Source organism: Varibaculum massiliense, assembly GCF_900106855.1.
GTDB classification, from domain to species: domain Bacteria; phylum Actinomycetota; class Actinomycetes; order Actinomycetales; family Actinomycetaceae; genus Varibaculum; species Varibaculum massiliense.
Window position 1 is genome coordinate 94714 of record NZ_FNWI01000004.1, and the last position, 19123, is coordinate 113836.

Annotated in this window: 16 protein-coding genes; 3 read left to right on the forward strand and 13 right to left on the reverse strand. The window is 53.2% G+C overall.

The window, feature by feature from the left end; translation table 11 throughout:
- Positions 1-9: 9 nt before the first annotated feature.
- Both BQ5456_RS00475 and tkt read right to left on the reverse strand, forming a co-directional pair.
- Positions 10-372 carry an RNA polymerase-binding protein RbpA gene (locus tag BQ5456_RS00475; protein WP_071128275.1) on the reverse strand — a complete coding sequence of 121 codons (363 nt, stop codon included), beginning with the start codon at positions 370-372 and terminating at the stop codon, positions 10-12.
- Between the two features lie 124 nt (positions 373-496).
- Positions 497-2596 (reverse strand): transketolase, encoded by a 2100-nt coding sequence (gene tkt / locus BQ5456_RS00480; protein ID WP_071128276.1) that lies wholly within the window; start codon positions 2594-2596, stop codon positions 497-499.
- 293 nt (positions 2597-2889) lie between these two features.
- On the opposite strand from tkt, the gene BQ5456_RS00485 reads away from it, so the two are divergent.
- The gene (locus BQ5456_RS00485) at positions 2890-4884 is read left to right on the forward strand and encodes a solute carrier family 23 protein (RefSeq protein ID WP_083378278.1); all 1995 of its coding nucleotides are present in this window, start codon (positions 2890-2892) and stop codon (positions 4882-4884) included.
- Between the two features lie 18 nt (positions 4885-4902).
- On the opposite strand, the gene BQ5456_RS00490 is transcribed toward BQ5456_RS00485, so the two are convergent.
- From BQ5456_RS00490 to BQ5456_RS00535, 10 genes are all read right to left on the reverse strand, one after another.
- Positions 4903-6468 (reverse strand): alanine/glycine:cation symporter family protein, encoded by a 1566-nt coding sequence (locus BQ5456_RS00490; protein WP_071128277.1) that lies wholly within the window; start codon positions 6466-6468, stop codon positions 4903-4905.
- Positions 6469-6627: 159 nt separating this feature from the next.
- Entirely contained in the window at positions 6628-7704 is a 1077-nt protein-coding gene (locus BQ5456_RS00495; RefSeq protein WP_071128278.1) for an ABC transporter ATP-binding protein, read from the reverse strand.
- Positions 7686-9182, reverse strand: coding sequence for an ABC transporter permease (locus BQ5456_RS00500; protein ID WP_071128279.1), 1497 nt, complete (start codon positions 9180-9182; stop codon positions 7686-7688). The genes BQ5456_RS00495 and BQ5456_RS00500 overlap by 19 nt, the downstream gene beginning before the upstream one ends.
- Positions 9182-10183, reverse strand: coding sequence for an extracellular solute-binding protein (locus BQ5456_RS00505; protein ID WP_071128280.1), 1002 nt, complete (start codon positions 10181-10183; stop codon positions 9182-9184). Before BQ5456_RS00505 ends, BQ5456_RS00500 begins: the two co-directional genes overlap by 1 nt.
- A gap of 98 nt (positions 10184-10281) precedes the next feature.
- Positions 10282-11664: an MFS transporter gene (locus BQ5456_RS00510; RefSeq protein WP_071128281.1), complete on the reverse strand. Its 1383-nt coding sequence runs from the start codon at positions 11662-11664 to the stop codon at positions 10282-10284.
- 130 nt (positions 11665-11794) lie between these two features.
- Positions 11795-12490: a response regulator transcription factor gene (locus tag BQ5456_RS00515; protein ID WP_071128282.1), complete on the reverse strand. Its 696-nt coding sequence runs from the start codon at positions 12488-12490 to the stop codon at positions 11795-11797.
- Entirely contained in the window at positions 12487-13263 is a 777-nt protein-coding gene (locus BQ5456_RS00520) for a sensor histidine kinase (RefSeq protein WP_071128283.1), read from the reverse strand. The genes BQ5456_RS00515 and BQ5456_RS00520 overlap by 4 nt, the downstream gene beginning before the upstream one ends.
- 2 nt (positions 13264-13265) lie before the next feature.
- On the reverse strand, positions 13266-13817 hold the full coding sequence (locus BQ5456_RS00525; protein WP_205407829.1) for a MerR family transcriptional regulator: 552 nt from the start codon (positions 13815-13817) through the stop codon (positions 13266-13268).
- Between the two features lie 103 nt (positions 13818-13920).
- Positions 13921-14658, reverse strand: coding sequence for a transcriptional regulator FtsR (ftsR, locus tag BQ5456_RS00530; protein WP_071129846.1), 738 nt, complete (start codon positions 14656-14658; stop codon positions 13921-13923).
- A 32-nt stretch (positions 14659-14690) separates the two neighbouring features.
- On the reverse strand, positions 14691-15119 hold the full coding sequence (locus tag BQ5456_RS00535) for an FHA domain-containing protein (protein ID WP_071128284.1): 429 nt from the start codon (positions 15117-15119) through the stop codon (positions 14691-14693).
- 157 nt (positions 15120-15276) lie between these two features.
- Between BQ5456_RS00535 and purU the strand changes: the two genes are divergently transcribed.
- Complete coding sequence (gene purU / locus BQ5456_RS00540; protein WP_071129847.1) at positions 15277-16131, forward strand: formyltetrahydrofolate deformylase; 855 nt, start codon at positions 15277-15279, stop codon at positions 16129-16131.
- Between the two features lie 59 nt (positions 16132-16190).
- Here purU and BQ5456_RS00545 read toward each other — a convergent pair whose 3' ends face one another.
- Positions 16191-17051: an Fpg/Nei family DNA glycosylase gene (locus BQ5456_RS00545; RefSeq protein ID WP_071128285.1), complete on the reverse strand. Its 861-nt coding sequence runs from the start codon at positions 17049-17051 to the stop codon at positions 16191-16193.
- Positions 17052-17113: 62 nt separating this feature from the next.
- Between BQ5456_RS00545 and BQ5456_RS00550 the strand changes: the two genes are divergently transcribed.
- Positions 17114-19093 carry a M13 family metallopeptidase gene (locus BQ5456_RS00550; RefSeq protein WP_071128286.1) on the forward strand — a complete coding sequence of 660 codons (1980 nt, stop codon included), beginning with the start codon at positions 17114-17116 and terminating at the stop codon, positions 19091-19093.
- Positions 19094-19123 lie beyond the last annotated feature (30 nt).

The following is a 19123-nucleotide window of genomic DNA, read 5'->3' on the forward strand; positions in this document are numbered from 1 at the left end:
GTCAGTGACCTAGCGGTAGTGAACTCCGTCCATCAGCGCACCGGAGTGCAGTACCTCTAGCTGTTCTTTTAATAGTTGCTGCAGTTCTTCTTCACTGCGACGCTCCAAGAGCATATCCCAGTGGGTGCGCTGGGGGCGTACCGGTTTCACGTCCTCTTCTACGGCAGGTTCTTCGTATTGCAGTTCTCCCATTTCCCCGCATTTACATTCCCATTCGGCGGGAGCGGGAACTTCGGCGGCAAAGGTCATGTGGAAACGGTGTCCCTGGGGGCATATATAGAGGCTTTCGCGTCTTTCCGCGAATACTACGCCGTCCTCTGTTTCAAGGCTTTTTGAACCGATACTTGTTCCGCGTAGTGCGCGCTCTGCCATATTAAAACCCTTCCTCGCTGCCTATGCTAGCTACCCAGCAAATACCGCCCTATTCTAACAGGTGGCTTCGCAGAGTTCGACTTCTATTCTAGATATCTCGCCGAGCGGATTTTTGAGAAGCGTACTAGGAAGACACCCGCGCTAGGCTGCGTTTGGCGGCAGCGACTACATGTTCACTGTCTAGTCCGTAGTGTGCAAATAGCTCGGCGGCAGCGCCTGGCAGACCGAAGTCGTCTAGACCGATGCTTTCTCCGTTGTCTCCAACTAGGTCACGCCAGGGATCAACCAGACCTGCCTCAATCGACACACGAGCCTTAACTGCGGAGGGAAGTACCTGTTCACGGTAGGCAGCGTCTTGCGCCTTAAACCATTCCATACAGGGAACCGACACTACCCGGGCAGCAATCGATTCCTTCGCCAGAGCAGCTCGTGCCTCGAGAGCATATTGCACCTCGGATCCTGAAGCCAGCAAGATTACCTCCGGCTCGCCCTCGCTATCAGCGAGAACATAAGCACCCTTGCTGACATTCTTGGCGCTGGCCAAAGCGTCGGCTCCGGCACCTTCCATGTCTTCACGCTGGTAAACGGGTAGAGCTTGACGAGTTAAGATCAAGCCTGCCGGTCCGTGTTGCCGTAAAATTGCCAGCCAAGCTGCGGCAGTTTCATTAGCATCCATGGGGCGAACTATCGCTAAGTTGGGGATAGCGCGGTAAGCGATTAGGTGTTCAACTGGCTGGTGGGTGGGGCCGTCCTCGCCAACTCCAATGGAATCGTGGGTCCACACATAGGTGACCGGGATATTCATGAGAGCGGCCAGGCGCACCGCGCCCCGCATATAGTCGCTGAACACAAAGAAGGTGCCCCCGAATACTCGGGTGAGTCCGTCAATGGCGATGCCATTCATAATCCCGCCCATACCGTGTTCGCGCACCCCAAAGTGCAGTACCCGTCCAAAGGGGTTCCCCTTCCACATATCAGTTTGTGCGGATTCGGGGATAAAACTGGGGGCACCGGCAATCGTAGTGTTGTTGGAACCGGCGAGGTCAGCGGAACCACCCCAATATTCGGGCATGACTGCTCCGATTGCGGAAATAACTTTTCCAGAGGCTGCGCGGGTAGCCAGGGACTGTCCGGCAGGAAATACCGGTAGCGCTTCCTCGATACCTTCGGGAAGTTTACCAGCTAAAATCCGTTCTAAGAGCTGATTCTTGGCGGGGTTTGTTTGTTTCCATTGTTCAAAGCGGGGATCCCAGTCGCCATGAGCTGCCTTAGCGCGGGCAGCAGCATTATCTCGGGCATGATTTACTGCCTCTTGATCAATATCGAACATTTTATCCAGGTCTGCACCCAAAGCGGCTTTAAGCCCTTTAAGTTCGGTTTCTCCCAGCTTGGCACCATGAATGGCACCCGTGTTTTGCATATTAGGCGAAGGCCAACCGATAATCGTCCGCAAGGCAATAATCGAAGGACGATGCTTTTCCGCCTTGGCGACATTTATTGCCTGGTCAAGGGCTTCTACGTCTTCACGGTAACTGCCGTCTTCTTGCAGCCAGTTAACCCGCTGAGTGTGCCAGCCATAAGATTCGTAGCGCTTTAGGACATCTTCCTGGAAAGAAACATCGGTATCGTCCTCAATAGAAATGTGGTTATCATCCCAAATCACGATCAGGTTACCCAGGTCCTGCACGCCCGCCAGCGAAGAAACTTCTCCCGAAATTCCTTCTTGCAAACAGCCGTCACCAGCAATTACATAAACATTATGATCAAAAGGACTTTCACCTAGGGGAGTATCTGGATCCAACATCCCGTGGGCGCGCCGGGAAGCCATTGCAAACCCTACCGCCGCGGCAAATCCAGAACCCAACGGTCCGGTGGTTACTTCTACGCCCTTAGTGTGTCTATATTCGGGGTGACCGGGGGTGTAGGAACCGAAGGTCCGGAATTTCTTTAAATCCTCCAGCTCCATATTTTGTCCTGCCAAATACAATTGGATGTATTGCAGCAAGGAAGCATGTCCGGCCGAGAGTACAAAGCGATCTCGTCCCAGCCAAGTGGAATCTTGCGGATCAAAACGCAAATGACGCTGGTATAACAAGTAAGCCGCGGCTGCTAGGGAAATCGGAGTTCCCGGATGTCCGCTACCGGCTTTTTCTACCGCATCGCCGGCTAAGACCTTCGCCATATTAACTGCGCGCTGATCGAGTTCATTCCACTTAAGGGTCATTTTGGTTCCTTCTTTGCTTTACCTAGGTTTGCTATCTACTTTCGATGCTAACAGCTTGCCTGACAAAAGGTACATTTGCGCGAAATTTAACCCTAAATATGACCGGTAACTCTTACACAAAATGCCGTCACTTCAATCCGATAATGTACATTATGTCAACTAAAGGGTTAGCGGGTGAAACTTCATCAATCCCCCTCCCGGGCGAGTTACTCGCCTTCGGTTTTGAGTTCTGGACTGCCAAGGGTTTGAATTGTTTTGGAAATATTCCAGCATCACAAAGGAGAATATCCACGATGGCAGCTGACGAGCCGCTAAACCCACCACTAAAAGCTTTAGGTGATTCCCTAGAGGCAGAAATAAAGCTAAAAGACACTAAGAAACATCCAGTTAATCAAGTACCTTCGGCTCCGCGCACTTTGCTGCTCTCCGTACAGCACGTGCTAGCTTTCTACGCCGGTGCCGTGGTTGTTCCGCTGATTGTTGCCGGAGGACTTAAACTTGACCCCGCTACTACGGTGCATTTAATCAACGCCGACTTATTTACCTGCGGTATCGCTACCTTGATTCAGTCAATTGGTTTTTGGCGGATTGGGGTGCGCCTGCCAATCGTGCAAGGGGTAACCACCATGGCGATTTCCCCGATGATTGCTATCGGTCTGGCCGTAAACCAACACGGCGGCACCGAGGTGCTACCCACGATTTACGGTGCGGTTATCGTTGCTGGTCTGTTTACTTTTTTCGCAGCTCCTCTGTTTGCGAAACTGATTCGTTTATTCCCGCCACTAGTAATCGGGATTGTGCTGACCACTATGGGTACTACTTTGCTAGGGGTATCTGCCGCTGACGTGATTGGACGCGTTGACGAACAGGTCCCTCCGATGCCGATAACTTTGCGCTCTCTGGCTTATGGCCTGGGAACTTTGGCCATAATCGTACTCATCCAACGTTTCTTTAAAGGCTTCATGGGAACCCTAGCGGTACTAGCCGGGCTGGTAATTGGTACCGGCGTGGCGGCTGCACTGGGCGACACCTCGTTTAGTCAAGTCGGGAAATCTTCCTGGGTAGCAGTCACTACCCCGTTCTATTTCGGCTGGCCTCAGTTCTCTTTAACTGCCTGCATCTCCATGATTGTAGTCATGCTGCTGACCATGGTAGAAACCACCGGTGACGTCTTTGCCACCGGTGAAATAGTGGGCAAACGCATCGGAAAGAAGGAAATCACCGCCGCATTACGCGCCGATGGTCTGTCCACTACGTTAGGGGGAATCTTGAACTCTTTCCCCTACACCTGTTTCGCACAAAACATTGGTTTGGTACGTCTGACCAAAGTCCATTCTCGCTGGGTAGTAGCCTGTGCGGGTGGAATTATGATTATTTTAGGGATAATTCCCAAGGCAGGTGCGATTGTAGCTTCAATCCCCTCTCCTGTGCTGGGCGGAGCCTCCATGGCTTTGTTTGCCAACCTAACGTTAGTAGGGATTCAAACCTTATCGAGAGTTGACCTTTCGGATACTCGCAACGGAATTATTTTGACGACCTCAATCGCACTGGCGATGCTGGTTTCCTTCAAGCCGGCAATCGCCGATGCCTTCCCCGCATGGGCACAGATTTTCTTCGCCTCGGGAGTAACCCTGGGCTCAATCAGCGCCATCTTACTGAATCTGCTGTTCTTCCACGTAGGGCCGCGTGCTAAAGGCGAGGACGTAGCGCTGGGAACTAGCGGCAAACGGCGCTCTTTGCGAGCAGTTAACAAAATGAGCGAGGAAGAGTTTGTAAATACCTTTGCCCGCTTGTTTAACGGGGTAACTTGGCCGCTGCAGGCAGCTGCCGAGATGCGTCCCTTCCGGGATGTAGGCGAACTTAAGGAAGCCCTGCAAGACGCAGTGATGGTGGCGGGCAAAGAGGCTCAAGATCAACTGATTGCCTCCTATCCAGATGTAACCGTAATGCTGACCGCCAGCGAGAGCGAAGCCAAAGAAATTTCGCAGGACGTGGGGTCTTTGGCTTTGGGACAGCTTACGGAGGAACAAAAAGCACAGCTACACACGCTGGAAAGTTCCTACCATGAAAAGTTCAACCTGCCGCTAGTGGCACTGCTTTCCCGGATGGATAGCGTAGATGAGATCATTAAGGACGGGCTGCACCGCCTAGAGAACTCGCCGCGGCACGAACGAGTAGTGGCTCTCGGACAGGTGGTAGAGGTCGTTAATGACCGCTTGGAAATCATGATGGCGGACGCCAACCCCATCCGTTCGGCTTGGAGCCGCAAGTTCGAGCAGCTCGACTAAGACGCGAGCAGCAAACGGCTAGTTAACCTTGCCAGCCGGGGTCTCGGAAGTATCCCAAGCGAGATCGAACCCACCCGGGGTTGTCCATACCCGGGTGGGTAGCTCCCCCGGCAGATATTGGTTATTTTTCGAACAGAAGATTGGCCCGGCCGGATCGGCACTCTTCATCTGCGCCCGGTAGTCGCGCAGGGCACCAACTGCCCATTTTCCTAGAAATATTAGAGCTACCAGATTAACCAAGGCCATTAGCGCGGTCGCCCAATCAGCGATTGACCATACTGACTTCAGAGGCAAAATCGCCCCAATCGCCGTAGAGGCAATTACCAGCAGCTTTAAGGGTAAAGCTGAGCGTTCTACTCCCACAATGAACTTGTAGTTAGTTTCTGCGTAAGTATAGTTTCCCAGAATCGTGGAATATCCGAAACACACCATCATTACCATCACGAACACAAACACCACAGTTTGCGTGGTGCTATTAGACCCCAACGAAGTCACTATCGATTCCATAGTTAGCACTGCCCCATCCTCGTGGCTTTGCTTGTCCCAGAAGGGTACCGACATCAAAATGATGAACGCGGTGGAGGTACACACCAGCATGGTGTCCACGAATACCCCCAGGGCTTGAATCATGCCTTGAGTGGCGGGGTGACGCACGGTGGCGATAGCGGCGGCATTAGGAGCCGACCCCATCCCCGCCTCATTGGTAAATAGGCCGCGTTTAGTACCGGTGGTTATCGCAGCTATAAACGCTCCCCCGGCTCCGGCAACTGCCGGTGGCATATAGGTGTTTGATTGCCCGAAAGCTCCCATAAAGATTTCCCGGAAAACAAAGGGAATTCGCTCGTAGTTGAGGATAATTACCAAGATCCCCATGCCTACATAGAGCAGCGCCATCGCCGGAGCCAGGTACTCAGAGAATTGGGCAATTTTGCGCACCCCGCCCACTACCAGAGGCAAAGTCAATAGCACCAAGATGAGGGCGGTTGCCCAGACTGGGAAACCGAGGTATTCCGAATTGGCTAGCTGAGAAATTGAGTTCGCTTGAATCATTTCAAAGCTAAACCCGTAGGCGAAGATTAGTAGCACCGCGAATACGATTCCCCAGGCACGCGAGCCGAGGCCGCGTTGGATATAGAAGGCAGGACCTCCTCTAAAAGTGCCGTCCCCATTGCGTACTTTGAACATTTGCGCCAAGGTAGCCTCTACAAAAGCGGTGGCCATGCCCACCACTGCCACTACCCACATCCAGAAAACTGAGCCCGGACCGCCAGCAACGACCGCCAAGGCGACTCCGGTAATTGAGCCGGTGCCTACCCTATCGGCAAGACCAATCGCAAACGCCTGGAAAGAAGAAACCCCGCCTTCTGAGCCTCCCCGCGAGCGGGTAATTACTTTTAGCATGTGGGCGAACATGGTTATCTGCATACCTTTGGTGCGCACCGTTAGCCAGATTCCCACCCCCAGCAGGACGATCATTAACAGCCAGACTACCGAGTTGGCGTAGGCGGTATCTAGCAGACCCGAGATAGTTTCATTCCACTGATCAAAGGCGCTTAGAGAGTCTTTAGCGGTCGCTATCGGCATAGGATGCTCCTTTTTGAGGGGGCGGCAGGTTAAGAAATCCTACCGTCATTCGAGACAGCCTCTCGAAACTTTCTTAAATATACTCGTGAAAGTTTCCGGTTATGAAATTGCGGCTGCTAGCTTCGGTTAGAAAAACTACGCGAATACGGGGGCATTAGATTAGGCGGGAACTGCCCAAAGATGTTCGGGGAGGGCGGTTATTTTTACCCGATCCCCCACTATGAAAGGCTCGTCGCCACTTTGACGACGGCTAGCGAATACTCCGAACTCTGTTTCTACCTGCAATAGATATGTATCCCCCTCAAATTGGGAACCCACCACCTGACCCACCTCACCCATAATCGGATCATTTTGGCGCTCCGGTGGTAGATTGCCAATTTTTATGGAATAGGGCGAGCCGACCGCAACCACGTCACGGCGCTGTCCACTTGCAGAAGATAGGCCTTCGCTGGCCGGAATCTCTAAGTCCTCCCCCAAAGCAGCCAAATGGGCGCTGACCTGCCCAAATCTATCAGTGGTGATCAACGCCGACGCCGCTATTTGAGTAGTGGCTCCCAGATAGAGGGCAGTTTGTAAGTCGGCAGGGTGAGACACCAGATCCTGGGGGTAGTCATCTTGGATAATCTGCCCGCCACGCAGCAACATAATCCGGTCGGCAACCGCGAAGGCTTCTGGCAGGTCATGGGTAACATAAAGGGACGCCGCGCCAATGCGACGATGAATCCGCTGAATCTCCCCACGCAGACGCGCACGCGAATAGGGATCTACATGTGCTAAGGGTTCGTCGAACAGCAACCAACGCGGACGGTGAAGCAATGCCCTAGCTAGAGCCACCATTTGCCGCTGCCCAGTAGATAAAGAACCCGGGTAATGCCGCGTTAGGGAACTAAGACCAAGGTCAGTTAGGGTTACTTGCAGGTTTTCGCTGGTTCCCCCAGCCAGCGCCACATTTTCTTGAACGGTTAGATGCGGGAAAAGTCCATCAGTATCGGCGACGAGAGCACTGCCGCGAGCAGCAGGAGGGTAGCTCGAGACCTCCTCCTGGCCGCAATAAATCTGACCCTTGCAGGGTTGTAAACCCGCAATTGCCCGCAGCAGCGTAGTTTTTCCCGCCCCCGACGGACCAATCACCGCTACTAACTCCCCCGGATCAACCGAAAAAGATACCGGGCCCAGTACCTGGCGCCCCGAGCGCCACACCTGTAAATCTTTTACGGTTAGCGTGGCCGGTTCCATTTCCCCTCCTCTTTTGGTACCAGCACAAATAGGGTGATGGATACTACTAGTGCCGCTAGCGACAACCCGAAAGCTTCCGCATAGTTGGCTTCGTCCACCATCGCAAACATTTGGGGAACTACTACCGGGGTGTCGGGAGCGGCCACCCACATTAAGGGAGCCGATAAGGTGGTAGAAATGGCAACCACTGTTGCCAGGGTCAAACTGAAATAACGTTTAACTGCGGGCAGAAGAATTTTTAACGCTGTTTGCACACGTCCGACTCCCAATACTCTCACCGCCTCGAACTCTGCTGGACCGACAGCGCGAAAACGTGCCGCCAAAAAATAGGTTACCGGCATCCCAATCAAGAGGAAGGAACAAAGAGAGAGGAATCCGCCACTGGAAAACGGCCAAGACAGCCCCTGTTGCCGTAAAAGCATCCACCCAGCGCCGATAGCGGCTCCCGGAAGAGAAAGAATTACAATAAAAAGAGCCTCAATCGTCATATACCTGCTGGTAGCCCCCAATCGGCGGGTAGCTGCCAGCACCACTAGACACAAGAATGCAGCTAGGGCAGAAAGTAGCCAGGTGTTGATTACTGACTGCAGTTTCGAGGCCGAAAATGAGGCATGAAACAGCAAATAAAGGATCAGTCCTGCCGAGGACAGAGCATAGGAACCCACCCCCAAAAGCGGTAAGGGGCGCGGCGAGCCTAGAGGGAAATTGGACGCCCCCAGCAAGGTGGCCGGGAAGAAATTTCGATAAGTAGTGAAATAAAGAGCGATTAAGATGCCCGCTGCACATAGGGAAAGTCCCGTCAACACCAGAGAAGCATGCCCCAGAAAGGCGGTTTCAAAACTTCCGGTGGCGCGCAGCCACAAGGAATGGGCGGCGTTCATGGTTTTCCCACCCACCAGATCAGGTACTAGCGGATCGGAGAGGGCAAGGGCAAAGGTAACTCCCAGGGATAGCGGGATAGAGGCAAAAAGCGGACGGGCGATTACTAAACGAAAAATATCCCAGTGTCCAAGCCCTAAAATTCGGGCTTGATCTAGCTGATCACGGCGGATTGTTTTCAAAGTCGAGCGCGCAGAAAAATAAGCTAAGGGGGCAAGGGAGAAAGAAAATACCGCGATTACCGGAAGCGGGCCGGTAAGGTTACTGGCCGAAGATCCTGCGAATGAGCGCAGAGCACTAGCGACTATGAAAGGCGGGATGGCAATAGGACATAGACACAGCATTTCTACGACTTGGCGGATCCGGCCAGGTATCACCCTTGCTCCTAGGGCGGCAGCGCTCCCCCAGATAGTAGCTAAAATCGCCGATCCTACGGCCTCTAGGAGCGAAAGGCGGAGCGCCGAAGCGATAGCTTCTTCTCCCCCAAAAGGACTCACAATTGCGGCGCGAATTACGAAAGCTAGAGGCCAAATGGCAGCCAAGGCGCAAAATCCCAAGATCACCAACCAGGATGAACAACCCACCAAGACTTTTCTCATCAATCCCACCCCTGACTAGCAAACCAGGCGAGCCAACGATCGCGATCAACTGCTGATTTTTGCGGGCGTGCCGGCAAAATATGGGGATCTTTTCGCTGCAATCGCGATGCTAAAGAACCGGGGATCTGATTGGTAATCGCCAGTTGTGGAGTCGGCGATTTTACCGCAACCTCTTGTCCCGGTTTTTGAGAAAGCCAATCCAGAAAAGCTTTCCCCTCTTCGGGATGCTGCGAATTTTTAAGCAGTGCCGCCGAGCCAATTTCATAGGAGGTTCCTTCTCGGGGATAACTAATCTCCAGATTCTGACCACTTGGCGTCTTACCCACGCAATACGGGGTAAAGGTGATCGCGAGTCCTGCCTCTCCTGCCTGCACCAGCTGCACCGGAGCTGTTCCCGAGTTAGTCAAGCGAGGCACGTTGGCATATATCTCTCGGATTGCTGACTTCGCCTGGCTCCCGTAGATTTCATCTAGTACCCGGACTACGGTGAATGCCGTACCCGAAGTGAGTGGGGAGGACGCTGCCACCAGTTTGCGATATTTCTTTTCCCGCAGCTCCGCCCACGATGTTGGTATTGGTAACCCTTTAGCGGCAAGAGCTTGCCGATTCGAGCAAAACCCTAGCAATGAGCCATAAACCCCGAACCAATAGTTTTCGCTGTCATGCATATCTGCTGGTATAGAGGCTAATCCTCGCGGCTGGTAGGGGGCGAGGAGTCCTCGGCGCCGCGCTAAAACAAAGTTTTCTGCCGGGCCGCCAACCCAAACATCAAAATCAAGGTTTTTGGGGCTAGAAGCAATCCGAGTAAGCGCCTGCGCGGTAGGTAGCCGCAGGTAACCAACATTTTTCCCCGAGGAAGCGGCATAGGCGTCCCGCCATGCCTGACAGATGGATTCTTCATTGGAACAGATAAAGAATAACTGCTGAGTTTTAGCTGGGCTACAGGCACTGAGCAGCAAGCTGACCATCACTGCAGCCAAAACTAATAAGCGGGAGCGCATGGCAGTAACGATAGCAGGCTGGCGGAAACATTTCGGTTTCCGCCAGCCTGACTTTTGCGTTTGTAGTTTATTTTAGGGTTACTGTGCCGAACAGCGTTTTATGCCATATCGCCCAGTTTTGCTTGATGCGCGCTCATAATCCGCCGCTCATCGCGTCCCACGATCGCAAACAGTAGCACTGTCAACACCGAGAAGACGATAAACACCATAAAGGTTAGGTTCCAGCCGAAGTTATGAACCAGAATCCCTACCCCGGTGGAAGCCAAAGTAGCTCCCAATAGGTATCCGAACAGCCCAGTGAATCCAGCAGCAGTACCGGCCACATTCCGCGGCGACAAGTCAATGGCCTGCAGACCAATCAACATTACCGGGCCGTAGATAAGTCCCCCGATCAGGGCCACCAAGAGGATCAAAACCCACATGGGGGTACCTAACGGCGCCAACCAGTAGCCGAGGATTGCTAGGGCGGTGCAGATAGTAAAGAAGATTCCCGCCCCGGAACGGTAACCTTTGAATACTTTGTCGGACATCCAGCCGCACAGCAACGTACCGACGATCCCTGCGATTTCATAGGCAAAGATGCCCGCTAAACCGGAACCAATCTCAGCATGATGTTTTTCGTGCATGTAGACGGTAATCCAGTTCAGTACCCCGTAGCGGAGAGCATAAACGAAGACGTTAGCCACCGCGAGCATCACGATAGTGCGGTTGGTGAGGACGTGTTTGAAAATCATATCCTTGGCGGACATCTTTTCGCCCTCATCCACCTCCACTTTGGCAGGATCGTTACGGTATTCCTCAATGGGAGGAAGCCCCAGCGATTCCGGGGTATCCCGGATCAATAAGAATCCAATAAACGCTACTATCAGCGCGATTACTGCCGGTAACCAGAAGGCTGAGCGCCAGTCATTCGCGGTCCAGGCCAGGCCCACACCGACCAGTGTTGGTAAGAGAGCTCCTCCAACGTTGTGGGCGGTGTTCCAAATAGAGGTGATGGTACCGCGCTCATTGGTTGAGTACCAGTGCACTAATACTCTTCCGCAAGGGGGCCATCCCATCCCTTGAAACCAACCGTTGAGGAACATTACAGTGGCGAAGATGCCTACTGAGGCGGTTACCCAAGGCACAAAAGCAACTACTAGGTTGGTACAGGCCGAAAGAGCGAGGCCAATCACCAGGAAATAGCGAGCATTAGAGCGATCAGAGATCATCGCGGAGAAGAACTTTGATAAGCCGTAGGCAAAAAGGACTGCATTTGCAATAATGCCCACTCCGACCTTGTCTATGCCGGTTTCATCCATCAGTAAAGGCGCGATTGAGGAGATATTGTTCCTAATCAGATAAAAACCGGCATAGCCGATAAAGATTCCAAGGAAGACCTGCATACGCAGGCGAGGGAACAGGTGTTTAACTTTATTTTCTGGCAGTCGTGGCGCCGGAGCCGGCGCCTTTAGCCACGAAAAGCCGTTGAAGGTTGCCATTTTTCACTCCGCTGTGTTCTTGGCGGCCGTGACCGCCTTATGGAAAACTTACAGAGTCTAGTCTGCCTGCTCGCTGGTAACAGCCAGCAGTATTGTTGGTGACACTCGGTAACGGCCTTGTTACCGCATTTCAGTTTTCTTGCCCTAGATATTCTAGGATGTAGCCACCCCCGCGCAGGGTATAAACCATTTCATCACTGCCCGCAGCACGCAGCTTGGCGCGTAGACGATAAACCGTGGTTTTTACCATGTCGCGCCCTCCAGAAGTAGAGGTGGTTTCCCATACTTGGTTTAGAAGGTCGCGAATATTAACTACTCCCCCGTTAGCTTCAGCTAGCACACGTAATAGTTTAAATTCGGTTTCGGAAAGTTTGAGGTCTTTACCCTGGTAGTAAGCGCGTCCGCGGGCAGCGTCAAGCGATAACGGACCGAGTTCGCGCCGCGGTTCAGCTTGGCGCGTTTTGTGAGTGCGCCGCAGAATTGCTTCTACCCGCAGGGACAGTTCCCGGGGAGAAAATGGTTTCGGGAGGTAATCATCGGCACCTGCCTGTAGGCCGGCGATACGCTGTTGGGGATCCCCGAGGGCGGTAAGCATAATAATCGGAACTTTCATCGCGGCCCTGATGCGTTTCGCCAGTTCTACTCCGGAACCATCTGGCAACATTAAATCCAATATCACCAGGGCTAAGTCCGAAGATTTCAGCAGTTTCCAGGCAGAGGCGGCACCGGAGGCCTCTAGAACTTCGCACCCGCTTTCCTCTAGGGTAAAACGAACAATTTCGCGCATCTGGGCTTCGTCATCTACTACCAGTACCAGCGGTTTCATTTCGTTCCTCCCTTGGGCAGGCTGACTACAAAAGTAGTTCCTCTGTCTTCTAAAGTATCAACCAAAACCTCTCCCCCGTGTCCGTGAACGATTTCCGCCACTACCCCCAGACCTAATCCCGCTCCCGAATCTGCGGTCGCGGCTTGCGTTGTTTGGCCCCCATAGTAGGTGAACAGGTCGCGGCGTTGACTCTTGGAGATGCCCGCGCCATTATCGCTAACCTCTAAAATAACTTGCGAGCCATCTTGAAAAGAACGAACCTGGATTTTTACCCCATCTCGGCAATGGCGGGCTGCGTTATTAATCAGATTCCAGATCACCTGGGATAACAACTGTCGATCGCCGCGTACATAGAGGGGGGCACCCGGATCGGTAAGTAAAATATCTACCGCTAAAACTTCTCGCACCTGCGAAGCTGCCTGCCGCACGAGCGCCCGCAAATCCACATCTTCTTTTTCTAGTCTTAGCCCCGAGCCACGAATCTTGGCTCCGGTTAAAAAGGTTTCCGCTAAGCGAATAGCGTGCGCGGAGTTAGTGGTAACGGTGTGCAACAGCCGGCTTTGTCGCTCATCCAAAGGAGTAGATTCTAAAAGTTCCGCGGCCCCAGAAATCAGCGCCAAAGGGGTACGAATTTCATGGGACAAAATATCGGTATTGGTAGCCTCACTCGGCAGGTTCGCTCTGCGCCGAGGCAGATGCCAAATCCATTTATGTAGACCGTAGCCGCCTAAGATTCCGGAGGCTAAACCAATTAGGAAAACTAGGATTTCCACCGTTATCCGGCGTTTCGCCGCGCCCGGGCAGCCGCCAGTTCATCGGGGACTATTAGCTGTTCCTTGGCTGACTCTACCGGCAGTTCGGCTAGGGTGCCTTCAATCTCTCGCCACACGCGTCCGACTGCTATCCCGAATACGCCCTGTCCCCCTTGTACCAGGTCGATTACTTCATCGGTGGAGGTACATTCATAAACCGAGGCACCATCGGACATGAGAGTAATCGAGGAAAGTGAGTCCACTCCCCTCTTCGAGAGAGCATCTACCGCTACCCGAATCTGCTGCAGGGAAACACCCGTATCCAGCAGACGTTTAACAATTTTCAGCACCAAAATATCGCGGAAAGAATACAGGCGGTGAGAACCGGAGCCTTTCGCAGTGCGAATCGTAGGCTCCACTAAACCAGTACGCGCCCAATAGTCCAGTTGTCGGTAGGTTATCCCTGCTGCTTTGCAGGCGATAGGACCGCGATAACCGGTTTCAGTATCCAAATCCGCTAAGGTATCTCCAAATAACATGCCTTGCGAACGCTGCGGGCGCGGCTGCCTATCCATGGACAACTCCCTGATGATTGATTTAACTACTGTCTTAACGGTATTTTCTTTAGCCGAGGTGGTCAAGAACCATACACGGAAAGTCTAAAGCTTTACTTGAGGTTTAATTCAGCTTTTCAACAGAAACCCGCACCATCTGCAAGAACATTTGGGCGGCGGCTTCAGAAAGTTCTTGAGTTTCCGACAGGTGTCGCGCCTTCGCCACTGAGGAGGCGCGGTAACTGACCGGAGTAGCTGCCCTTTCTACCAAATCAAGCAAGCGAAGTGCAGAAGTTTTTAAGAAACGCAGTTGACGCGGAGGAATCCCTTGTTCTGCCAAGAGGTTAGCCAGCCTCACAATCTGGTGGCTGCGAGCCGGAAAACGCCCGGAAAGATCCGGAGACACCAGGCCAGCCTGCACAAATGTTTCTAGTTCCTCGGTGGAAATCCCGCTTAAATCTAAAAGCTCCCGGGTTGTAAGCCCTCCATCTGCAGCAGAAGGTGCCACCAGTTGTCCTTCTGAAGCCACCAGACGCGCGGCCTTTTGCTCTGTTTGTACTTCGCTGAGGCTGCGTCCCGCGTCTAGTTGCGCCAAATTTTCCCGAATTACCCGCAAGGGCATAAAAGAATCACGTTGGCGGGAAAGACAATATCGCACCCTCTCGATATCTGCCGCCGAATATTTGCGGTATCCCGAGGCGGTGCGTGCCGGAGTAACAATCCCCTGTTCCTCTAGGAAACGCAGTTTAGAAACGGAAATAGTAGGAAACTCGCCCTTAATCCGCTCTACTACTTTCCCGATAGAAAATACCGGCTTATCTGAAACGCCCGGAGGCCAGGCTTTGGGGGTAGCTTCTGGCACCGAGCGACGCTGAGCCGCTCCCGCTGGCAACTTTATGAGTCCTTACGCGAGGAATAGTAGACCATGCGGTATTTGCCAATCTGCACGATATCTCCGGTTTTCAGTTGCGCAGAATCTACCCGTTCGCGGTTAACATAAGTGCCGTTAAGAGAACCGGCATCGCGCATCACATAACCGGTGTCTTCTCTAACGAAAATGGCGTGTTTGCGGGAAACGGTCACGTCATCTAAGAAAATATCGCATTTGGGTTTGCGCCCTACAGAAACTTTCTCGGCGTTAAGTAGGAAACGGGCTCCCAGATTCGGTCCGCGCACTACTACTAGCAGAGCAGATCCTTCGGGAAGCTGCGCAATAGTCTTGCGAGCGTCTTCCGAAAGGGAACTGTTACCCGGCAGGTCATCATCCCTGATGGCGCCAATAATGGCGGTGGTTAAGGGATCTGCCAAGTCATCTTCACTCATGGAGTCCTCCTCTTGCTAGCTTCCTACCTCGCTCATTCCGGCGGGCTTTTCAATGTTAGCGCAAAAAAGTTTGTGGCTCACCGGTTTATCACATCTTGGTAACAAAAATTTTGGGGTAAAAAGCGGGTTGCGCGCTTGCGCTGGTATAGTTTGCGCCATGACTGAAGCCAAATCTCACCTTGTGCTGACACTTTCTTGCCCTGACCGTCCGGGCATTGTTTATGAGGTCACCAAAGTAATTGTTGAAGAACAGGGCAATATCGTTGATTCCCAGCAGTTTGACGATCCGGAAACTGACCGTTTCTTTATGCGAGTGGAAATTCACACTTCTCGCCCCCTTTCCGAGGTGCGTACCGTTTTTGCTCCCCTGGCGCAGCAATACGCAATGCAGTGGAGCATTAATGAGGTGGGTAAGAAAGTTCGCACCATTATTATGGTTTCCAGAGAGGGGCATTGCCTAACTGACCTGCTATATCGTCGCCGTAATTTAAATTTGCCGCTAGAGGTAGTGGCGGTGATTGGCAACCATCCGGATTTGGCGCCCCTTGCGCAATTCTATGACGTGCCGTTCCTGTGTATCCCGGTCACTAAGGAGACCAAAGCCAAAGCAGAAGCAGAACTGTTAGAGCTGGTAGAGGCAGAAAATGTGGAATTAATCGTACTGGCGCGCTATATGCAGATTCTTTCCGATAAGGTTTGTCAGCGTCTGCACGGAAAAGTGATTAATATCCATCACTCTTTCTTACCCTCTTTTAAGGGAGCGCGTCCCTATCACCAGGCGCATCAGCGGGGAGTGAAACTAATCGGGGCAACTGCCCATTTCGTGACGCCTGACCTGGATGAAGGTCCGATTATCGCCCAAGAGGTGATTCCGGTGTCTCACCGCGACTCCACTGCTTCCATGATGCAAAAGGGTCAAGATGTGGAACGGCGAGTATTAGCGCAGGCAGTTACTTGGTATTCCCAGCGCCGGGTACTGCTTAACGGCAATCGCACCGTGGTTTTTGAATAAGGCGTGCCCGGGGGTAAGCAGGCGGTCAGTTACTCCGTCCACGCCATTTTAAATTCGTCTTACTTTTGACACTTAGGACACCAATAGCTGCGCCTGCCGGCCACTATCCGGTCTCGCACTATCGCCCCGCAGCGCCGACAAGGCTCCCCAGAACGCTGGTAAACCCAAAAACGCCCTTGAGAGGGATCATCAGTAGTGCAAATCAAACCTTCTTTTAAGCCCCGCCGCATCTGGGATTGCAAATCTTCCCATAGTGCCTGTAGGCGCTTTACCGAGACCATAGCGGCCTTGCGGTTAGGGTTGATTCCACAACGAAATAGGCATTCGGCGCGGTAGATATTGCCGGGACCTGCAATAAAAGATTGATCCATTACTACTTCCCCAATCCGGCGAGTAGTTTTCCGGGCGCGGGCAATAAAATCCTCAGCTGTGCAAGCATCCACTAAGGGATCGGGTCCCAGGCGGGCAAGAATCTTCTCTACGCCCTTTTTATCGAGCAGTTCACACTGGTTCGGACCAGAAAGGTCGGCTACTGCCCGTGAAAACTCTAGCCGCAGCCGCACGTTTTCCCCGGGAGGAGTCGGCTGGAACTGACCCGAAAAATGTTTATAGGTATCGCCAGGGTGTTCGCCCGCCATCCGGGGAGCGCCGATATGCCCGGGCAAAGCTATGCCCTCCCCGGCCTGAAACTTCCAGGAACCATATAGCCCCAGGTGTACATGCAAAGTCGCTGGCTGCGGAACATTAAAATCTAGGAACAGGTGTTTGCCCCAGGCCCAGGGGCGAGTAATTTTTGCGTTATCGAGGGCGGCCGCGCCCTCAGCAAAACGTCCCTGCGGGGAGGAGGCACGCGCGATGCCGAGTTTTGCTAACTCGGTAAAAGCGATGGCTAAACGGTGAATAGAATGTCCCTCTGGCATAATGCAATTCTTGCCTAGGGGGCTACGTTTGCCAAACCGCCGGGAATATCTAGGCTTGAAGTATGAGCGAAAATTCCTGCGGGCAGACCCCGCGTATTCAAGATGACCTTTACCGCCATATCAATGGCGCTTGGCTAGATAGCTATGAAATCCCAGCTGACCGCGCGGTTGATGGGGCTTTCCGCGACTTGGTAGAGGACGCATTGGCTAACTGTCGCACCCTTTGTGAAAATGCGGCGGCCGGGAAACTGGAACGCCCGCAGGAAGGCGAAACCAGCAGTGAGCGTTGGGATTTTGATGCCAGCCGGATTGGGCAACTCTTTCAGGCTTACCTGGATGAAGAGGCGCTAGCCGCGCAGGGAATCGCCCCGATTGCGCCTCTGCTAGAAAAAGTGGACTCCTGCCCGAGCCGGGAAGAGTTAGCCCGGGTGCTGGGAGGGTTGGAGCGCGAAGGCATTGATTCCCCGGTTGCTTTCCTGGTCAGTATCGATGCCGAAAACCCGGAGCGCTATATCGCCCAGTTCTATCAGGCGGGACTAGGATTGCCCGATGAATCCTATTACCATCAGGATGAACACCAGGAGATTCGGGAAAAATACCGCGAATTTTTGGCGCAAATGGCGCGGGAAAGCGGGATTGCTGCCGCGGGAACGGAAGCCGACTTTTCCCAGCAAGTGTTCGATTTTGAGACCGCGTTAGCGGGTCACCATTGGGATGCGGTGCGTAGCCGCGATGCGCAAGCCACCAATAACCCCACTACTTTTGGGGAGTTTACCAGTAAAAACACCGGGTTTAACTATGCTGCTTGGGCAGAGGGTCTGGGGGTGAAACTTGCGGCTGGCGCCGACCCGATTAACGTCTATATGCCTTCCTATCAAGAGGGTTTTGCCCAGCTATGGGCGCAGACTGATTTAGCGATCTTAAAACGCTACCTGCAGATAAAAGTGGTTTTAGCCTTCGCCCCCTACCTGGATCCCAAGCTGCAAGAGCTCCGCTTCTCTTTTTACGGCACTACCCTGTCGGGGACTCCCGAGCGTCCCAAGCTGTGGAAACGGGCGGTGGGAACCGTGGAATCGGTTTTAGATGAAGCCCTCGGACGTGCCTATGTGGCCTACCATTTCCCGCCGGAGCGCCGCGACGAAATGGAGAAACTCGTGGGGTCGCTTTTGGAGGCCTATCGGGAGGGAATCGAAAAACTTGATTGGATGGGCGAAGAGACCCGCATGCACGCCCTCGAAAAACTTTTCAAATTTGCTTACAAAATCGGTTATCCGCGCCGGTGGCGGGACGACTCGGGGCTGCGCTTTAACGAGGGCGACACCCTGGTAGATATGATTCGCGCTTCCAATGCTTTTGAAACTGACTTCCAGTTGGCGCGAATCTTAAAACCGGTAGATAAAGAAGAATGGCACATGAGCCCGCAAACGGTAAACGCCTATTATTCTCCCCTCACTAACGAAATCGTGTTTCCGGCCGCGATTTTGCAGCCCCCATTTTTTGATTCCCAGGCTTCGTATGCGGCTAACTTTGGCGGTATCGGAGCGGTGATTGGTCACGAAATCGGGCATGGTTTCGATGATCAGGGTTCCCACTATGACGGTGACGGCAAGCTTACTGAGTGGTGGACCGAGGCCGACCGGGAAGAGTTTACTAAACGCACGGCAGCGTTAATCGCGCAATACGATAGCTACCGCCCCAGCGAACTGCCTGGCGAGGACGTACACGTCAACGGCGCCCTCACTATCGGGGAAAATATCGGAGACCTGGGCGGACTGGCGATTGCTTTTAAGGCTTGGAAGAAGGCACATCCGGAAGAAAGCGATTTGGCACCCGAGTTCTTTTATTCCTGGGCGCGGGTATGGCGCACCGCGATTCGCCCCGAGGCGGCTCGCCAACGCCTGGTGGTAGATCCCCACTCCCCTGCCGAATTCCGCTGTAACGGGGTGGTACGTAACTTGGATGCTTTCCACGATACTTTCCAGACCACACCCGCGGATAAACTCTGGATGGAGCCGGAGGAGCGGGTGCGAATCTGGGAATAGGAACACATCAAAGCAAGCATTAAGATAGGT

Bases quoted from the DNA above. Each gene is read 5' to 3' on its own strand.
- BQ5456_RS00505 (WP_071128280.1), bottom strand. From the start codon at position 10,183: ATGCGCTCCCGCTTATTAGTTTTGGCTGCAGTGATGGTCAGCTTGCTG.
- BQ5456_RS00550 (WP_071128286.1), top strand. From the start codon at position 17,114: ATGAGCGAAAATTCCTGCGGGCAGACCCCGCGTATTCAAGATGACCTT.
- BQ5456_RS00490 (WP_071128277.1), bottom strand. From the start codon at position 6,468: ATGCCGATAGCGACCGCTAAAGACTCTCTAAGCGCCTTTGATCAGTGG.
- BQ5456_RS00525 (WP_205407829.1), bottom strand. From the start codon at position 13,817: ATGGATAGGCAGCCGCGCCCGCAGCGTTCGCAAGGCATGTTATTTGGA.
- tkt (WP_071128276.1), bottom strand. From the start codon at position 2,596: ATGACCCTTAAGTGGAATGAACTCGATCAGCGCGCAGTTAATATGGCG.
- BQ5456_RS00545 (WP_071128285.1), bottom strand. From the start codon at position 17,051: ATGCCAGAGGGACATTCTATTCACCGTTTAGCCATCGCTTTTACCGAG.
- BQ5456_RS00515 (WP_071128282.1), bottom strand. From the start codon at position 12,490: ATGAAACCGCTGGTACTGGTAGTAGATGACGAAGCCCAGATGCGCGAA.
- BQ5456_RS00510 (WP_071128281.1), bottom strand. From the start codon at position 11,664: ATGGCAACCTTCAACGGCTTTTCGTGGCTAAAGGCGCCGGCTCCGGCG.
- BQ5456_RS00500 (WP_071128279.1), bottom strand. From the start codon at position 9,182: ATGAGAAAAGTCTTGGTGGGTTGTTCATCCTGGTTGGTGATCTTGGGA.
- BQ5456_RS00495 (WP_071128278.1), bottom strand. From the start codon at position 7,704: ATGGAACCGGCCACGCTAACCGTAAAAGATTTACAGGTGTGGCGCTCG.
- purU (WP_071129847.1), top strand. From the start codon at position 15,277: ATGACTGAAGCCAAATCTCACCTTGTGCTGACACTTTCTTGCCCTGAC.
- BQ5456_RS00485 (WP_083378278.1), top strand. From the start codon at position 2,890: ATGGCAGCTGACGAGCCGCTAAACCCACCACTAAAAGCTTTAGGTGAT.
- BQ5456_RS00475 (WP_071128275.1), bottom strand. From the start codon at position 372: ATGGCAGAGCGCGCACTACGCGGAACAAGTATCGGTTCAAAAAGCCTT.
- BQ5456_RS00535 (WP_071128284.1), bottom strand. From the start codon at position 15,119: ATGAGTGAAGATGACTTGGCAGATCCCTTAACCACCGCCATTATTGGC.